At 71.1% G+C, this 15,795-nt stretch carries 17 protein-coding genes; 6 read left to right on the top strand and 11 right to left on the bottom strand.

Features of this window, described 5'->3' with window-relative positions; translation table 11 throughout:
- Window positions 1-27 precede the first annotated feature (27 nt).
- Window positions 28-972 (top strand): zinc-binding alcohol dehydrogenase family protein, encoded by a 945-nt coding sequence (locus RAC81_RS10940; protein WP_375082368.1) that lies wholly within the window; start codon window positions 28-30, stop codon window positions 970-972.
- Here RAC81_RS10940 and RAC81_RS10935 read toward each other — a convergent pair.
- From RAC81_RS10935 to RAC81_RS10900, 8 genes are all read right to left on the bottom strand, one after another.
- Window positions 969-1,613: an alkylhydroperoxidase domain protein gene (locus RAC81_RS10935; protein WP_375082367.1), complete on the bottom strand. Its 645-nt coding sequence runs from the start codon at window positions 1,611-1,613 to the stop codon at window positions 969-971. The two genes, RAC81_RS10940 and RAC81_RS10935, sit on opposite strands and share 4 nt — an antisense overlap.
- Window positions 1,610-2,203: a CMD domain protein gene (locus tag RAC81_RS10930; protein ID WP_375082366.1), complete on the bottom strand. Its 594-nt coding sequence runs from the start codon at window positions 2,201-2,203 to the stop codon at window positions 1,610-1,612. Before RAC81_RS10930 ends, RAC81_RS10935 begins: the two co-directional genes overlap by 4 nt.
- Window positions 2,200-3,255: a putative FMN-dependent luciferase-like monooxygenase gene (locus tag RAC81_RS10925; protein WP_375082365.1), complete on the bottom strand. Its 1,056-nt coding sequence runs from the start codon at window positions 3,253-3,255 to the stop codon at window positions 2,200-2,202. The genes RAC81_RS10930 and RAC81_RS10925 overlap by 4 nt, the downstream gene beginning before the upstream one ends.
- A complete protein-coding gene (locus tag RAC81_RS10920; RefSeq protein ID WP_375082364.1) occupies window positions 3,252-4,916 on the bottom strand; it encodes a dipeptide ABC transporter ATP-binding protein in 1,665 nt (554 codons plus the stop codon). The genes RAC81_RS10925 and RAC81_RS10920 overlap by 4 nt, the downstream gene beginning before the upstream one ends.
- Window positions 4,913-5,803 (bottom strand): ABC transporter permease, encoded by an 891-nt coding sequence (locus RAC81_RS10915; RefSeq protein ID WP_375082363.1) that lies wholly within the window; start codon window positions 5,801-5,803, stop codon window positions 4,913-4,915. Before RAC81_RS10915 ends, RAC81_RS10920 begins: the two co-directional genes overlap by 4 nt.
- Window positions 5,800-6,747 (bottom strand): ABC transporter permease, encoded by a 948-nt coding sequence (locus tag RAC81_RS10910; protein ID WP_375082362.1) that lies wholly within the window; start codon window positions 6,745-6,747, stop codon window positions 5,800-5,802. Before RAC81_RS10910 ends, RAC81_RS10915 begins: the two co-directional genes overlap by 4 nt.
- A gap of 10 nt (window positions 6,748-6,757) precedes the next feature.
- Window positions 6,758-8,392 carry a TIGR04028 family ABC transporter substrate-binding protein gene (locus tag RAC81_RS10905; RefSeq protein WP_341933860.1) on the bottom strand — a complete coding sequence of 545 codons (1,635 nt, stop codon included), beginning with the start codon at window positions 8,390-8,392 and terminating at the stop codon, window positions 6,758-6,760.
- Window positions 8,393-8,543: 151 nt separating this feature from the next.
- Window positions 8,544-9,956, bottom strand: coding sequence for an NtaA/DmoA family FMN-dependent monooxygenase (locus RAC81_RS10900; RefSeq protein ID WP_375082361.1), 1,413 nt, complete (start codon window positions 9,954-9,956; stop codon window positions 8,544-8,546).
- Window positions 9,957-10,068: 112 nt separating this feature from the next.
- Between RAC81_RS10900 and RAC81_RS10895 the strand changes: the two genes are divergently transcribed.
- Genes RAC81_RS10895 through RAC81_RS10880 form a run of 4 tightly spaced genes read left to right on the top strand, consistent with a single transcriptional unit; the run spans window position 10,069 to window position 13,671 of the window.
- A complete protein-coding gene (locus RAC81_RS10895) occupies window positions 10,069-11,064 on the top strand; it encodes a Gfo/Idh/MocA family protein (protein WP_375082360.1) in 996 nt (331 codons plus the stop codon).
- A complete protein-coding gene (locus RAC81_RS10890; protein WP_375082359.1) occupies window positions 11,057-12,019 on the top strand; it encodes an NYN domain-containing protein in 963 nt (320 codons plus the stop codon). The genes RAC81_RS10895 and RAC81_RS10890 overlap by 8 nt, the downstream gene beginning before the upstream one ends.
- 39 nt (window positions 12,020-12,058) lie before the next feature.
- Window positions 12,059-12,685, top strand: coding sequence for a DUF4166 domain-containing protein (locus RAC81_RS10885; RefSeq protein ID WP_375082358.1), 627 nt, complete (start codon window positions 12,059-12,061; stop codon window positions 12,683-12,685).
- Complete coding sequence (locus tag RAC81_RS10880; RefSeq protein ID WP_375082357.1) at window positions 12,682-13,671, top strand: epimerase; 990 nt, start codon at window positions 12,682-12,684, stop codon at window positions 13,669-13,671. The genes RAC81_RS10885 and RAC81_RS10880 overlap by 4 nt, the downstream gene beginning before the upstream one ends.
- Here RAC81_RS10880 and RAC81_RS10875 read toward each other — a convergent pair.
- From RAC81_RS10875 to RAC81_RS10865, 3 genes are read right to left on the bottom strand one after another with little or no spacing between them, the layout of a single operon-like run.
- On the bottom strand, window positions 13,668-14,066 hold the full coding sequence (locus RAC81_RS10875) for a PLD nuclease N-terminal domain-containing protein (protein WP_375082356.1): 399 nt from the start codon (window positions 14,064-14,066) through the stop codon (window positions 13,668-13,670). The genes RAC81_RS10880 and RAC81_RS10875 overlap by 4 nt on opposite strands.
- A gap of 38 nt (window positions 14,067-14,104) precedes the next feature.
- Window positions 14,105-15,034, bottom strand: a complete 930-nt coding sequence (locus tag RAC81_RS10870) for an aldo/keto reductase family oxidoreductase (protein ID WP_375082355.1) — start codon at window positions 15,032-15,034, stop codon at window positions 14,105-14,107.
- 49 nt (window positions 15,035-15,083) lie between these two features.
- The gene (locus RAC81_RS10865) at window positions 15,084-15,308 is read right to left on the bottom strand and encodes a hypothetical protein (protein ID WP_375082354.1); all 225 of its coding nucleotides are present in this window, start codon (window positions 15,306-15,308) and stop codon (window positions 15,084-15,086) included.
- A gap of 94 nt (window positions 15,309-15,402) precedes the next feature.
- On the opposite strand from RAC81_RS10865, the gene RAC81_RS10860 reads away from it, so the two are divergent.
- Window positions 15,403-15,777, top strand: a complete 375-nt coding sequence (locus RAC81_RS10860) for a helix-turn-helix domain-containing protein (protein WP_375082353.1) — start codon at window positions 15,403-15,405, stop codon at window positions 15,775-15,777.
- Window positions 15,778-15,795 lie beyond the last annotated feature (18 nt).

The raw sequence follows: 15,795 nt of genomic DNA, 5'->3' as shown, positions 1-15,795 counted from the left end.
CGACCGCATCCGCGTTAGCCTGGCTGCATGGCTCGCGCGATCGTCTACACAGAGTTCGGTTCCCCTGACGTCCTGCATGAGATCGAGGTCCCCGACCCGCTCCCCCTCGCGGGCGAGGTGGTCGTGCGCATCGAGGCGGCGGGCGTGAATCCGATCGACGCGAAGCTGCGCAGTGCGAAGCGTCCGTCGCCGCCGATCACGGAACCCCGCGGCGTGGGCTTCGACGGAGCCGGCGTCGTCGAGAGCATCGGCGACGGCGTGCAGGGTCTCGTGGTGGGCGACCGCGTCGCCATCCGCGACACCAGAGGCACCTACACGAGCGCCCTCGCTGTGCCGGCCGAGCACCTCGCGCTGCTGCCCGACTCGGTGACCGCGGCGGAGGGCGCCGGCATCGGCATCCCCGCCGGCACGGCGTATCAGGCGCTCCGCTCGCTCGGAGTCTCCGAGGGCGACGTGCTGCTCGTGCACGGCGGCTCCGGGTCGGTCGGACAGGCGGTCGTGCAGTTCGCGGTCGCCTGGGGCGCCACCGTCGTCGCGACCGCCAGCCCCGCGCGTCACGACCTGCTGCGCGAGCTCGGAGCGACGCCGATCGCGTACGGCGACGGGCTGCTCGACCGCGTCCGCGATGCCGCACCGCAGGGCGTCACGGTCGCCCTCGACTGCGCCGGCACCGACGAGGCGATTCAGACGTCCCTCGAGCTGGTCGCGGACCGCGAGCGGATCGCCACGATCGTGCGCGGCCCCGACGCCGCGGACTTCGGCATCCGCGCCTTCTCCGGCGGCGCACCCGAACCGCTCAACGACGAGGAGCTGGCGTGGCGCGCCGAAGCCCTCCAGGCCACGATCGCGCTGCTCGACTCAGGCGACTTCACGATCGAGATCGGCCGGGAGCTCCCGCTCGCCGAGGCGGCACAGGCCCACGAGCTCGTGGAGTCCGGCGCCGCCTCGGGCAAGATCGTCCTGATCCCCTAGGGCTGGGAGGGCTCGGCGTCGGTCGGCGCGACGGCCCGGCCGATCGACAGCATGAGCCGGTTGGCCCAGTTGAAGAACGCCGCGCCGTGGATCACGTCGGCGATCTCGAGGTCGTCGAGACCCTCCGCCCGCAGCCGGGCGATCTCGTCGTCGCCGAACGCGGTCGGAGTGTCGGTGAGCGCGACGGATGCCGCGACGACGGCGTTCCATCGGGATCCGAGGTCGGCGCTCACCCCCTCTTCCAGCAGACGGTCGACGTCATCCGGCCGCCCGCCGTGGTGGGCGGCGAAGCGGGAGTGAACCGACGCGCAGAACACGCAGCCGTTGCGTCGGGACGCGGCCGTCGCCGCGAGTTCGCGCTCGGCACGGGGAAGGCCCTCGCGCGCGTTGTAGAAGATGTCCTTATCGACGAGGGTTCGCGCCCTGAGCACCTCCGGGTCGCGGGCGAGCAGCCGGAAGTAGTCGCTCTTGGCACGACCCGCGTCGACGAGGCCGTCGTAGTGCCGGTCGGTGAGCTCGTCTTCGGGCAGCGGAGGCAGATGCGGCGTCCAGCCGACCTCGGCGCGGGTGAAGGAATCGGGATGCGGCGCGACGTCGTGCAGCACGGTCGCAGCGGTCTCGGGCGTCGTGGAGGAGGTCATGCGGCCGCCCCCGCCCTGGACAGGGCGCGCAGACCCGTCACGACCCGCTGCTGGAAGGCGAGGAACGAGACCAGCTGCGAGAGCGTGACGACTCCGTCGGCCGTCCATCCCGCGTCGAGCAGCCTCTGGATGTCGTCGCCGGAGGCCTCCCGCGGTCGCAGCACGAGCAGGTGGGTGTGCGCGAGAGCCGCGGCGAGACGCTCCCCCAGCGACTCGACGACCGCTGCGGACGGCGTGTACCGCTCACCGTCGGTGTTCTCGCTCTGCAGGCCCGCCTCGGCGTACGACCCGAAGGGACCGCCCGTCGCCGCCGATGCGGCCTCGGCGAGCACGATCGGCGCGCGGTCGGGGTCGACGGCCAGCGCGCGGTCGGCGTAGAAGGTGCCTGTGGGGTCGGTGTCGCCCGCCAGTCGCGTCGCGAAAGCGGCGACGAGTTCGCGCTCGGCCTGCGAGGCGTGCTCGACGGAGACCGGCGCGAACAGGGCGTCGAAGCTCGCCTGCAACTGCTCCTTCGTGACGGGACGACGTCGTCGCAGCTCGTCGAGCGCGGGCGTCACCCCCACGATCCGATCGACGATGTCGTGCGTCATGCGTTCTCCCTGAGTGTGTCGGTGAGTGTGTCGGTGAAGGTGTCGGCCGGTGCGGGATGGAGGGCGTAGCCGAGCGCCGGCGCGACCTCCTGCGCGAACAGTTCGATCGAGCGGAGGACGTGCGGGGGCGGGGCGTCGACGGAGTGCACCTGGAACGCGATCTCGGTCGCCCGAGACAGCGTGGCATCAGCCGCGAGGGATTCGGCCACCTCCTCCGGGGTCCCGAGGTGCGTGTCGAGCGCCGCGATCAGGTCGTCGAGGTCGTCGCCCTGGATCGTCTGCCCCTGGCGACGGAATCCCTCTGCGGCGCGGCGCAGACCGACCTCGGCGAATCGCAGGGCGTCCGCGCGGTCGTCGGCGACGAAGACGGTGCGCGAGGCGGTGATCCGCGGGGCGGCGCCCGACGGCAGCGCGTCGAGGTAGGCGTCGATGATGGGTTCCTGCAGCGCCGCGAGCGGCGCGTGCGGAGAGTCCGCCGGTCTCGGCTGGGTGCGCGACAGCAGCAGGCCGTGGCCGTGGATGCCGGCCCTCCGGCCGCCGGCGGCCGAGAAGGTCGCCTGCCAGATCCGGTCGCGCAGGTCTCCCGCATCCGGGTACAGCGTGTTGTCCGCGCCGATGTCGCGCCCGGCGAGTGCGTCGAGCAGCACGCTCAGCTTGCGATCGTAGGTCTGGGCCTTGTCGCGCACGTCCTCACCGAACGGGACGAACGACGACGGGGTGCCGCCGCTGCCGAGCCCGAGGTCGAGGCGTCCGTCGGCGAGCAGGTCGGCGACCACCGCATCCTCGGCGACGCGCACCGGGTCTTCGAGCGGCAGCGTGATCACCCCGGTGCCGAGGCGGATGCGGGTCGTGCGCGCCGCGAGATGCGCGAGGAACACGAGCGGCGACGGCAACCCGCCCTCGGCCGCGCGGAAATGATGCTGCGCGACCCAGGCTCGACCGATGCCGTGCAGCTCGGCATGCCGGATCTGCTCGGCGGCGAGCGCGAACCGCTCCCCCGGCGCGGCGTCGTCGAGCAGCCGGGTGAAGAAGGCGAGGGTGGGGGCCGTCATGCGGGCTGCTCCGTTCGTCCTGGCACTGCGGCGAGCAGTTCCCTGGTGTAGTCGTGCTGCGGGTCGCGGAAGAGCTCCTCCGTCGGCCCCTCTTCGACGATGCGGCCGCCGCGCATGACCGAGACCGTGTGGCTGATGCGCCGCACCACGGCGAGGTCGTGCGAGATGAAGAGGTAGGTGAGACCGAGCTCGGCCTGCAACGAGGTGAGCAGTTCGAGGATGCGGGCCTGCACCGTGACGTCGAGCGCTGACACGGCCTCGTCGAGCACCACGATGTCGGGATCGATCGCGAGGGCACGCGCTATCGCCACGCGCTGCCGTTGCCCTCCGGAGAGCTCGCGCGGGGTTCGGCGCGCCACGTCGCTCGGCAGCGACACCCGGTCGATGAGCGCGAGTGCGCGATCGCGACGCTCTCCCCGCGACCCCACACGGAAGTTCTGCAGCGGCTCGGCGACGATGTCGACGATCTGCTGCCGGGGGTCCAGCGACGCGAACGGGTTCTGATAGACGAGCTGGATGCGCCGACGGAGCGCGCGCAGGCGGGAGCCCGAGAGCCCTGTGACGTCGTCGCCGTCGATGTCGATCGTCCCGGCATCCGGCTGGTGGAACCGCGTGACGAGGCGGGCGGTGGTCGTCTTCCCCGACCCGGACTCGCCGACGAGGGCATGGGTCGTGCCGCGGCGGACGCGGAATGAGACGTCGTCGACGGCGCGGAACCGCTCCCGACCAGCGACCCGGAACTCCTTCACGAGCCCGGAGGCGGTGATGGCGAAGGGGTTCTCGGCGGCCACGGCGGCGGCGTCACGGAGGAAGGGCGGCGCGTCGGGGCGCCGGAATCCGGTCGCGAACGCCGGGGCGTCGGCCAGCAGCTGCCTCGTGTATCCGTCGGTCGGAGCGGCGAGGACCTTCTCGCTGGCTCCCCGTTCGACGACGCGTCCGTCCTTGAGCACCACCAGGCGCTGCGCGCGGTCTGCCGCCACACCCAGATCGTGCGTGACGAGCAGGATGCTGGTGCCCTCCTCCCGACGCAGTTCGTCGAGCAGGTCGAGCACGCGGCGCTGCACGGTGGCGTCGAGGGCGCTGGTCGGCTCGTCGGCGATGAGCAGCCTCGGGCGCAGTGCGATCGCCGTGGCGATGAGCACGCGCTGCCGCATGCCGCCCGACAGCTCATGTGGGTACTGCCGAGCCCGCAGGTCGGGATCGTCGATGCCGACCCGGTCGAGCAGTTCGATCACGCGTGCTCGTCGCTGACGGGCGTCGCGGTGCCCGTGCAGCTTCAGCACCTCGGCGACCTGGGCGCCGATGGGGCGCACCGGATCGAGTGAGGTCACCGGGTCCTGCGGCACGAGTCCGATCTCCGGACCGCGGATGCCGCGCAGCGCGCGATCCGTCCATCCGGAGATGTCGAGGTCGCCCAAGCGCACGGTGCCGGTCTCGACGCGTCCGCCGGCGGGCAGCAGTCCGAGCAGGGCGTGCGCGGTCGTGGACTTGCCCGAGCCTGACTCCCCCACGACGGCGAGCGTCTCCCCCTCCGCGATCTCGAACGAGACGCCGTGCACGACCTCGCGCCGACCGGCGCGGGTCTCGTACGAGACGTGGAGGTCGTCGACGGCGAGGACGGGCGCCCCGGGGACTGCGGGAGACGAGGATGCCGCGGTCATGCCCTGTTCCTTCCGATGCGATGCGAGATGCGGTTGGCGCTGAGCACCACCGCGACGACGACGAGACCCGGCAGAGCCGTCAGCCACCACGCCGTGCCGATGTAGTTGCGCCCCTCGGCGATGAGCAGCCCCCACTCCGGCGTGGGCGGCGGGGCGCCGTAGCCGAGGAACCCGAGTGTCGAGATCGCGAGGATCGCGGTTCCGAACTGCAGAGCGGCGAGCGCCACGATCGGGGTGAGCGAGTTCGGGAGCACGTGGCGACGCAGCACCGTGAAGAACGTGCCGCCGCTGCCGTAGGCCGCCTCGACGTATTCGGAGCGCCGCACCCTGGCCACCTCGGCCCGCATGAGCCTCGCGAACGCCGCGACGCTGCCGAGACCGACTGCGATCGCGGCGTTCACGGTGCCGAAACCGAGCAGGATGATGACCGACAGCGACAGCAGCAGACCGGGGATCGCGAGCAGCACGTCGACGACCCGCATGAGGATGTCGTCGACGACACCTCCCACGGCACCGGCGATCGCGCCGAGGAGCGTGCCGAGCGCGAGGCCGACGGTGACGGCGATGAGCGCCCCGGACAGCGAATGGACAGCGCCGTGCACGACCCGGCCGAACAGGTCGCGGCCGAGCGTGTCGGTGCCGAACCAGTGGGCGCCGCTCGGCGGCAGCAGCTTGTCCGCGGGGGTGCCGGTGAGCGGATCCCCCGGGGCGAACACGCCGGGTATGACGGCCCAGAGCACGGCCAGCGCCACGACGGCGACGGCGACGAACAGGCCCCACGGCAGCCGGCGGATGCTCCTCCGGCGGGGGGCGGCGGCTGCGGGGTTCTGCGGCGGTTCGGGCGCTGTCTCGATGTCGGAGGCCGCGGCGATGGCGGTGACGGTCATGCGGAGGCTCCTGCCTTCGAGAGGGCGCGTTGCCGGGGGTCGATGACCGGGGTGACGAGATCGACCGCGAAGCTGATGAGCACGAAGCCGAGAGCCGACAGCAGCACCACCCCCTGCAGCACCGGGATGTCCTGGTTCGACACCGCCTGCTCGGTGAGCCGGCCGATACCGGTGCGGCCGAACACGGTCTCGGTCACGACCGCACCGCCCACGAGTTCGCCGAACAGCACGCCGGCGATCGTGAGTGTGGGCAGCGCGGCGTTGCGGGCCACCGAACGGGTCAGCACCCAGGACGGCGGGGCGCCCTTGGCGCGGACGACCGTGATGAAGGGCTGCGCCTGCACCTGGTCGATCGCCCGCACGAGCACCTGCGCGAGGGGAGCCGAGATCGGCACGGCGAGCGTGAGCACCGGCAGGACCAGTCCGCTGACGGGGTCGGCTCCGACGATCGGCACCCAGCCGAGGCCGAACGAGAACACCTGGATGAGCAGGATGCCGAGCCAGAAGACCGGCACGGCCACGAACAGCCCGGGGACCTGCCGCAGGCCGGTGCGCAGCCAGCCGAACGGCGCGAGCGACGACACCCAGGCGACGAGGACCGCGATCACGAGGGCCACCACGAGTCCGAGCGAGGCCAGCAGCAGCGTCGCGGGGAGCGCGTCGGCGAGCATCGTGAGCACCGGGGTGCCGAACTGCGTCGAGAAGCCGAAGTCCCCCGCCAGGAATCCGAGTCCGGCGTGCAGGTACTGCTCCCACCACGGCAGGTCGCCGCCGTAGCTCGCGCGGATGCTGTCGAGCTGATCGGGTGAGAGCCCGAGGCTCGGATCCGAGAACTTGATGAGGATCGCGTCTCCGGGCAGGAGCTGCAGCAGGAAGAAGGTGGCCGTGAAGGCCGCGATCAGCACGATCGCGGCCTGCCCGGCTCGTCGGAGGACGAAGGTCATCTCGTTCCGATCAGTGCTCGGCGAGCCAGACGCCCGAGAAGGTGGGCCGGCCGACCGACTCGAAGTCCACTCCGTGCACGTACGTGGCCGCGCCGTAGACCTGCGGCTCCTCGAACAGCGGGATGACGTACGCCTGCTCGGCGATGTAGTCCTGCACGGCCTGCGATGCGGCGACGCGCTTCTCGGCATCCGGCTCGGAGGCCACCGCCTGCAGCAGCGCGTCGAGCTCGCTGTCGTTCGAGATGAGGGCGTCGCGGTTCTTCGTGAAGTACTGGCTCTTGATCACGTCGAGGTCGGCGCGTCCGACCATCGAGTGGTAGAACCCCGTCTTGAGCGGGTCGCGGGTGTCGGCGGCGTACGACCCGGCGTCCGCCGGCTTGACGGTCAGCTCGACGCCGACCTTCGCCAGCTGCTGCGCGACGAGTTCGAGCGTCTGCTTCGACAGCGGCTGCGGTCCGGCCTCGTACACCGTGATCGCCAGGCGCTGCCCGTCCTTCTCGCGGATCCCGTCGGAGCCGGGCTCCCACCCTGCCTCGTCGAGCAGCTTCTCGGCCTTGTCCGGGTCGTACTCGTAGTGCGCGGACTCGTCCTTGTACCCGAGTGCCTGCGACGACAGCACGGAGGTCGCGACCGGGTAGTTCTCGGTGAACAGGGTGTCGACGACCTCCTGCGCGTCGACCGCCGCCACGAGAGCCTGGCGTACCTTCAGATCGGCGAGCAGCGGATTCTGCGGGCGCAGCGAGATCGAGTTGTTCACACCGCGGGTCTGCGGCGCGTAGAGCGTGAAGCCGGCGCTCTCGACGCGGTCCTCGTCGAACGCCTGGACGTAGCGGACGTAGTCGGCCTGCCCGGCGAGCAGCGACCCGATGCGCACCGAGTCCTCGGGGGTCACGATGAGGTGCACGGCGTCGACGTACGGGCGTCCCTGGTTCTCGGCGCTCTCGGGCGCCCAGGCGTAGTCCTCGCGCGCCTCGAGAGTCAGCTCGGTGCCGAGCTTCTCGTCGGTGATCGTGAAGGGGCCGGCACCGATGATCTCCTCGGCGTTGCCCGCCCCGAAGTCCTCGATCGTGCCGTCGAGAGTCGCGGGCGACAGCAGCCCCGAGTTGATGGTCGACGTCGCCTGCAGGAAGCCCGGCGACGGCGCGGTGAAGCGGAACGTCACGGTCCGGTCGTCGACGACCTCGCTGGAGGCGTAGTTGTTGATGGCCTCGGACACGGTGAGCCCGCGGTCCGCGTCGCCGAGTCCGTAGGTGTCGAAGTTCTTCGCCACGGCGGCCGCATCCAGCGGGGTGCCGTCGGAGAACGTCACGTCGGGGCGGAGCGTGAAGGTGTACTCCGTCGCGTCGTCGTTGACGGTCCACTCGGATGCGATCCACGGCTCGATCTCGAGCGTCTCCGGGTTCTGCCAGGTGAGGCGCGCGGTGATGTTGTTGACGAGGCCGCCGTTGGGGTAGAAGCCTGCCTGCGGCGGGTACAGGTTGGTGTACGTCTGGTGCTCGAGGTAGGTGAGCGTGCCTCCCGTGACGGGATCGCCCGTCTCGGAGGTCGCGCCGCTCGGCGCGGGCGACGAGGCGCACGCGGCGAGCCCTGCGGCGAGGACGAGCGGGAGCGCGACGGCGGCGATCCGGGTGAGACGGCGGTTCATGGGTGTCCTCCAGGAGGGATGCTGTGGTTTCGGGTGGGTGCGAGGTCGTTCGGGTGGGTGCGAGGTCGTTCGGGTGGGTGCGAGGTGTGGATCACGCTAGGGACTGCGGCGCCGAGGGGGCGATGCGGATGTCACGGGCCGACGCGACCTGTCACGAAGCGTCATGTCTCGTCACGGGGCGCAATCCGGCGAGGCGGTCGCGCAGCGTCGACGCCTCGGCGCCGTCGCCGCGCCCCAGCAGTCCACGGCGGCGCAGCTCAGGGGCGGCGAGGCGCGTGAACGCCTGGAACTGCGCGGGTTGGAATGCCGAGAGCACGTTGAACCCGTCTGCGGCACCCGCGTCGCGCCAGGCCTCGAAGTGGTCGGCGATCGTCGACGCGTCGCCGACCACGAAGGCCGCCGGCACCGCATGCGCTGCCGCGAGATGACGCCAGCTGAGGATGCCGTCGCCGGCCCCGCCCGATCGGCCAGCGACCCGCAGGCCGGCGATCCGCGCGAGCCGTTCGATCAGCGCCTCCCCCGCCGCTCCGAGTCGATGCGCCTCGTCGGCGCTCACCGCGCTGTCGAACGCCGCGGCCCGCAGCGGGTCGTCGGCGTCGACGCCGAGAGCGTCCGCGAGCGCGTCGACCGAGCGGTTCGCGGGGAAGGCCGTACGCCCGGCGTGGGCGTCGTCGGCGAGAGGAACGAGAGCCAGCAGCCGCTCCACGATGCGGTGCGCGTCGGCATCCGTGTCCGCGACGACGGGAAGCACGGGCGCGATGACCTTCAGGGACTCCGGATCACGACCCGACCGCTCGGCGATCTCGCGGAGCGCACGACGGGTGGCGACGGCGTCGTCCCGCTGCGGAGCGGCGATCAGCGCGAGGTCGGCCTCGGTCGCGGCGAGCGCGCGCGACCGGGGCGAGGTCCCGGCGTGCACGATCGGGATGCGCCCCTGCGGCGGCCTGGCGACGTTCAGCGGTCCGGTCACCCGCACGTGCCGACCGTCCAGATCGGTCGCGCGCAGCCCGTCGGGGTCGATGAGGACGCCGCGCTCGGCATCCGCGATCCAGGCGTCCTCGCTCCACGAGACCCAGAGTCCGCGCAGCGCGGCGACGAACTCCTCGGCGCGGTCGTACCGGGACTCGTTGTCGGCGTGCGCGTCGCGACCGTGGTTGCCTGCAGCTCTCGGCTCCGCCCCGGTGACGAGGTTGATGCCCGCTCGCCCGCCGGTGAGCACGTCGAGCGACGCGAGCGACCGCGCGGTCGCATACGGATCCGCGTACGTGGTGTTGACGGTCGCGATGAGGCCGATGCGCGAGGTGACCCCGGCGAGGAAGAGCACCGCGCTGACCGGGTCGATGCGCGCGAGCAGATAGGGGTCGCGGAACTCGAGGTCGGGTCCGGTGGCGAGCCAGTCGCCGAAGAAGAGGTAGTCGAGACCCGCCTCCTCGCCCTCCCGTGCGACGAGTCGCAGGATCTCGGCGTCGGTCTGCGGGGTCCGGTGGGCTCCGGGATAGCGCCAGCCCGAGGGGTACGCGCCGAGCGTGCGCACCATGGCGCCGACGATGAGAGGTTCGGTCATGCCCCGAAAGTAGGAGCGCGCCGCGCTCCTGGCCAACGAGGAGGAAGCGCGACGACACCGGGCGCAACACGACGACACATGTCTCCGCGCCCGCACCCTCTACGCTGAGAACATGACTGGACTTCGTTGGGGAATCCTCGCGACCGGCGGCATCGCCGGCGCCTTCGCATCCGACCTGCGCACCGCGGGACTCGATCTCGTCGCCGTGGGCTCGCGCTCGCAGGAATCGGCGGATGCGTTCGCCGCCCGCTTCGACATCGCACACGCGCACCCGTCGTACGAGGCCCTCGTCGCCGATCCCGACATCGACATCGTCTACGTCTCGACGCCGCACCCGATGCACCACGAGAACGCGAAGCTCGCGCTCGAGGCCGGCAAGCACGTGCTCGTCGAGAAGGCGTTCACGCTGAACCGGCACGAGGCCGAAGATCTGCAGCGCCTCGCGTCCGAGCGCGGGCTGCTCGTCATGGAGGCGATGTGGACCCGCTACCTGCCGCACATGGTGCGCATCCGCGAGATCATCGAAGCCGGCACGCTGGGTGAGATCCGCACCGTCACCGCCGACCACACGCAGAAGATCTCCGACGACCCCTCGCACCGCCTCAACGACCTCGCACTCGGCGGCGGCGCGCTGCTCGACCTCGGCATCTATCCGATCTCGTTCATCTGGGACGTGCTCGGCGCACCCGAGACGATCACGGCCGTCGCGCGACTCGTCGAGACCGGGGCGGACGCCGAGGTCGCCACCATCATGACCCACTCGGGCGGGGCGATCTCCACCAGCCTCTCCTCGTCCCGGGCCGCCGGGCCGAACACCGCGAGCGTCATCGGCACCGAGGCCCGCATCGACATCGATCACGTCTGGTACACGCCGACGACCTTCCGCGTCGTGCTCCCCGACGGCACCGTCGCCGAGGAGTACGTCTCCGATGTGGCCGGTCGCGGCATGGAGTACCAGGCCATGGCCGCCGAGAGGCTCGTGCGCGACGGCATCCTCGAGGGCGACATCCTGCCCATCGCCGAGAGCGTCGCGATCATGGGCGCGCTCGACGAGATCCGAGCGCAGATCGGGGTGCGCTACCCGAGGGAAGGGGCCACCAATGGCTGAGGCCACCGACGCCCGCGTGGCGGTCTACCTGGACTTCGACAACATCGTCATCTCCTGGTACGACCGCGTGCACGGACGCAACGCGTACGGCAAGGACCGTCAGCGGATCTCCGAGAACCCCGACGATCCGGACGTCGCGGAGCGCCTCGCGCGCGCGATGATCGAAGTCGGCGCGATCATCGACTACGCGGCCTCGTTCGGCACCCTCGTGCTCACCCGCGCCTACGCCGACTGGTCATCGCCGGTCAACGCCGAGTACCGCTCGCAGCTCGTCGCCCGCGCGGTCGACCTCGTTCAGCTCTTCCCCGCAGCCGCGTACGCGAAGAACGGCGCCGACATCCGGCTCGCGGTGGATGCCGTGGAGGACATGTTCCGCCTGCCGGATCTCACGCACGTGGTGATCGTCGCGGGCGACAGCGACTACGTCCCGCTCGCGCAGCGCTGCAAGCGGCTGGGCCGTTACGTGATCGGCGTCGGGGTGGCGGGGTCGACCGCTAAGTCGCTGGCCGCGGCCTGCGACGAGTTCGAGGCCTACGACTCCCTCCCCGGTGTGGTGCGCCCGTCGAAGTCGCCCGCCGCGCCCGAGCTGCCGGAGACCGTGCCGGAGCCCACGGTCGAGCCGGCGGCGAAGACGAAGTCGCGACAGCCGGCGAAGACCGCGAAGCAGAAGGCGGCTGCCGCTCCGGCCAAGGCCGACGAGAAGGACGAGGCCGACGAGAGGGACGAGGCGACGGAGCTGCTGCAGCGTGCTCTGCGGCTCGGCCACGACAAGGCCGATGCAGACGAATGGCTGCACAGCTCGGCGGTGAAGACGCACATGCGCCGCATGGACCCCTCGTTCAGCGAGAAGGCACTCGGCTACCGGTCCTTCTCCGACTTCCTGAAGTCGCGCGACGACATCGCCGAGCTGGAGGAGACGGGGCACGAGCGGCTCGTGCGCCTGCGCGAGCGGTGAGCGTCGACCACCGTCCCGCGGCCTCGCTAGGCTGAGGGCGTGACCGCGCAGGACGCCCCGACATCTCCGTACGAGCGGGCTCTGGGCGCCCGGATCTCCGAGCTCCACCCGAAGACCGCCTGGTACTTCCGAACGATCCCAGTCGGGCACGTCGGCATCGGCACCGGCGTGTTCACGACCGCCGGATCCCGGTTCCGCTGGCTGAGGCCCCTGTTCCGGATCGCGGAGGCCCTCGGCGTCGCCTTCGCGGGCTGGGAGCGCGACGTCCCGTTCCGCATCGAGAACCGCACCGTCGACGGACGCGCACTCGCCACCCGGTGGTTCGAGCTGCCCGGTCGTACGTGGGTGATGCCGGACGTCGTGGAACTCACCTCCGGCGGGATACTCCGCAATGAGATCGGTCCGCGCCGCACCGTCGTCACCACGTTCGACATCGACGTGCGCGACGAGGCCGTCGTCCTGACGATCCGACGAGTCGGGCTCCGCCTCGGCCCCCTGCGGCTCGCAGTCCCCGGGTTCCTCAGCCCGCGGATCGGACTCGTCGAGCGCTGGGACGAGGAGCGCGAGCGGCACCACGTCTCCATGACCATCGACGCGCCGGTGCTCGGGCGCGTGTACGAGTACATCGGATTCTTCGAGTACGCGATCGAGAGCGAGAACCCGTGACGACACCTTCCCCCTCCGCTGCCGGCCGCGTCGTGATCGGCGGCTCCACCGGGTTCATGGGGCGCCATCTCGTGCCGCGGTTCCAGGCGGCGGGCCGAGAGGTCGTGACCATCTCTCGATCGGGTGCGGACCTCCGCTGGGACGATCAGGACGGGATCGATGCCGCCGTCGACGGCGCGACGCTGGTCGTCGGTCTCGCCGGCAAGAGCGTGAACTGCCGCTACACCCCCGAGAACCGCGCGGCGATCTTCCGCTCGCGCCTCGACACGACGGCCGCGCTCTCCGGCGCGATCGCCCGGGCGGCCGAGCCGCCGGCCCTCTGGGTGAACTCCTCGACAGCCACGATCTATCGGCACGCGGAGGACCGTCCGATGACGGAGTCCACGGGCGAGATCGGCACCGGCTTCTCGGTCGAGGTGGCGAAGGCCTGGGAGCGCGCGCTCTTCGCGGACGATCTGCCCGGGACGCGCCGCGTCGCCCTGCGCAGCGCGATCGTGCTCGGGCACGGCGGGGTGCTCGGTCCGCTGAAGAACCTCGCCCGCCTCGGCATGGGCGGTGCCCAGTGGGACGGCCGCTGGCCGATCAGCCGCGCCCGGCGCGCGGCCGGCACGGGGCACGAGTTCGGAGCACGTCGGGGACGCCAGCGGTTCAGCTGGGTGCACGTGGAGGATGTCGCGCGGATCATCGACTTCCTCGAGGCGACCCCGTCGCTCGGCGGCCCGGTGAACGCCGCCGCCCCGAACCCGGTCGACAACACGACGTTCATGGCGACCGTCCGCCGGGTCCTCGGCGTGCCGTTCGGGCCGCCCATGCCGCGATGGATGCTGGAACTCGGCGCGATCGGCATCCGCACCGAGACGGAGCTCATCCTCAAGAGCCGGTGGGTGGTCCCGGAGAAGCTCGAAGCCGCCGGCTTCTCCTTCTCCTACCCGACGCTGGAGCCGGCGATCAGAGAGTCGTTCGACGCCACAGGAGGCCCCGCCTAGCCCGCAGCGGTCTCCGACCCCGATGCGCTCTCGCCGCTGTCACGACGACGCTTCTCGATCTCGGCGCGCAGCCGCCACTCCTCGATCTCGCGGTCGAGATCGGCGATCTGCTCCTCGGTAGACCGGGTGTCGACGGGAGCGGTCGGCATCGGGTCGGCCCGCCGGGGCGCGGACGGCGTCGCGGCCGCCCGCATCCGCGGAATCCGCAGACCCGCCTCCGAGTACTCGCGACCGATCGCGAACCACAGCAGACTGCCGATGAGCGGCAGGAGGACGACGACGACGATCCATGCCATCTTCGGCAGGAAGCGGACCTGCGAGTCCTCGCGCCGAATGATGTCGACCAGCGCACCGACCATCAGCGCGATGACCAGGAGCGAGAACAGGAACGGCATGTGTTCAGGGTAGACGACCGCGGAGCGCCGCGCGCGGGCTAGGGAAGCAGGTGCCCCGCGGCGCGGAACAGTTCGTACCATTCGGCCCGCGTCAGCTCGACATCGGCGCCGGCCGCGGCATCCCGCACCCGCTGCGGCGTCGTGGTGCCGAGCACCACCTGCATCTTCGCCGGGTGTCGGGTGATCCACGCCGTCGCGATCGCGATGGGCTCGACCCGGTACGCCGCCGCGAGGCGGTCGATCACCGCGTTCAGCTCGGCGTACTCGGGGTTGCCCAGGAAGACGCCGGTGAAGAATCCGCCCTGGAACGGCGACCACGCCTGGATCGTGATGCCGTTGATCCGGCAGTACTCGACGACTCCGCCGCCGTCGCGCACGACGCTCTGATCCTCCCCCGCCATGTTCGCGGCGACGGGCTGGGCGATGATGGGCGCGTGCGTGATCGACAGCTGCAGCTGGTTCGCCACCAGCGGCTGCGAGACCGCGGTGCGCAGCAGGTCGATCTGCCGCGGGGTGTGGTTCGAGACGCCGAAGGCGCGCACCTTGCCCGACGACTCGAGCTCGTCGAAGGCCCTGGCGACCTCTTCGGGCTCGACGAGGGCATCGGGCCGGTGCAGCAGCAGCACATCGATGCGGTCGGTGCCCAGAGCCGCGAGCGATCCGTCGACCTGCTGGACGATGTGCTCGTACGAGAAGTCGAACATGCCCTGCTTCGGCACGATGCCGCACTTCGTCTGCAGCACGATCTCGTCGCGCTCCGACGAACTCAACCCGAGGGCCGAGGCGAAGCGCTCTTCGCAGAAGTGCATGCTGCCACCGTAGATGTCGGCGTGGTCGAAGAAGTCGATGCCCGAGCCGCGCGCGGCCTCGTACAGCTCCCGGATCTGCGCGTCGCTCTTGTCGTCGATGCGCATCATCCCGGCGACGACGGCGGGGGCGGTGGACTGTCCGAGGGGTACGGTCTTCATGCGTCCACGCTAGCGTGGCGCGCCTGCGCACGGGTGCTTCCGCAGCAGGTCAGTCCGACGGCAGATCCGGCACGAGGCGCGCGGGTGACACCGCGAGGGCCGTCGCGATCGCCGCGAGTTCGTCGACCGTGAGGTCGCGCGCGCCCGCCAGCAACATCTCGACGTCCGGGCGGCCGAGGCCCGACCGATCCGCCAGCCACACGGGGTCTCGTCCGGTTCTCCCCAACTCGGCGAGGACCGCGGACGCTACCAGACGCCTCACTTCTGTCGTCATACGTCGACAGTATCGCCGCATATGGAACGCGGACAACATTCAGCGCGCCGATATGACGGCATCCTGGCCTCAGGCCGGTGCTATCGTGACTCGCGTGAAGACACCGGCCGAGTCATTCAATGCCGCCGTGGGGAGCCAGCTCCGTGCTGAGATCGCGGCCAAGGGCAGCAGCATCGCAGCCATGGCGCGGAAGATCGGGTACGCGCGCAGCGCGCTCGACAACTACGTCACCGGCAAGCGGGCGATCCCGGTCCCGGTCGTCTACGCCGTCGGCGCGGCGCTCGGCGTCGCACCCCACGTCATCCTGTCGCGCGCGGAAGAGCGCCTGGCCACCGAGAACGAGCACTCCGCTGCGGTGATCCCGTTCCCCTCGCGACCCGATGTCCCCGGTCGCCGACAGAATGACGCAGAGGTCGCGTTCGATTCGCCCCTCTCCCACGACGCCGACACCGACGACCTGTACGACTGACGCCGCCACCGACCGCCA

The organism is Microbacterium sp. CR_7, from assembly GCF_041954755.1.
Classification (GTDB): Bacteria; Actinomycetota; Actinomycetes; order Actinomycetales; family Microbacteriaceae; genus Microbacterium.
Note: the sequence above shows the minus strand (reverse complement) of the source record. Positions and strands in the feature narration are given on the sequence as shown.

Bases quoted from the DNA above. Each gene is read 5' to 3' on its own strand.
- RAC81_RS10940 (WP_375082368.1), top strand. From the start codon at position 28: ATGGCTCGCGCGATCGTCTACACAGAGTTCGGTTCCCCTGACGTCCTG.
- RAC81_RS10935 (WP_375082367.1), bottom strand. From the start codon at position 1,613: ATGACCTCCTCCACGACGCCCGAGACCGCTGCGACCGTGCTGCACGAC.
- RAC81_RS10930 (WP_375082366.1), bottom strand. From the start codon at position 2,203: ATGACGCACGACATCGTCGATCGGATCGTGGGGGTGACGCCCGCGCTC.
- RAC81_RS10925 (WP_375082365.1), bottom strand. From the start codon at position 3,255: ATGACGGCCCCCACCCTCGCCTTCTTCACCCGGCTGCTCGACGACGCC.
- RAC81_RS10920 (WP_375082364.1), bottom strand. From the start codon at position 4,916: ATGACCGCGGCATCCTCGTCTCCCGCAGTCCCCGGGGCGCCCGTCCTC.
- RAC81_RS10915 (WP_375082363.1), bottom strand. From the start codon at position 5,803: ATGACCGTCACCGCCATCGCCGCGGCCTCCGACATCGAGACAGCGCCC.
- RAC81_RS10910 (WP_375082362.1), bottom strand. From the start codon at position 6,747: ATGACCTTCGTCCTCCGACGAGCCGGGCAGGCCGCGATCGTGCTGATC.
- RAC81_RS10905 (WP_341933860.1), bottom strand. From the start codon at position 8,392: ATGAACCGCCGTCTCACCCGGATCGCCGCCGTCGCGCTCCCGCTCGTC.
- RAC81_RS10900 (WP_375082361.1), bottom strand. From the start codon at position 9,956: ATGACCGAACCTCTCATCGTCGGCGCCATGGTGCGCACGCTCGGCGCG.
- RAC81_RS10895 (WP_375082360.1), top strand. From the start codon at position 10,069: ATGACTGGACTTCGTTGGGGAATCCTCGCGACCGGCGGCATCGCCGGC.
- RAC81_RS10890 (WP_375082359.1), top strand. From the start codon at position 11,057: ATGGCTGAGGCCACCGACGCCCGCGTGGCGGTCTACCTGGACTTCGAC.
- RAC81_RS10875 (WP_375082356.1), bottom strand. From the start codon at position 14,066: ATGCCGTTCCTGTTCTCGCTCCTGGTCATCGCGCTGATGGTCGGTGCG.
- RAC81_RS10870 (WP_375082355.1), bottom strand. From the start codon at position 15,034: ATGAAGACCGTACCCCTCGGACAGTCCACCGCCCCCGCCGTCGTCGCC.
- RAC81_RS10865 (WP_375082354.1), bottom strand. From the start codon at position 15,308: ATGACGACAGAAGTGAGGCGTCTGGTAGCGTCCGCGGTCCTCGCCGAG.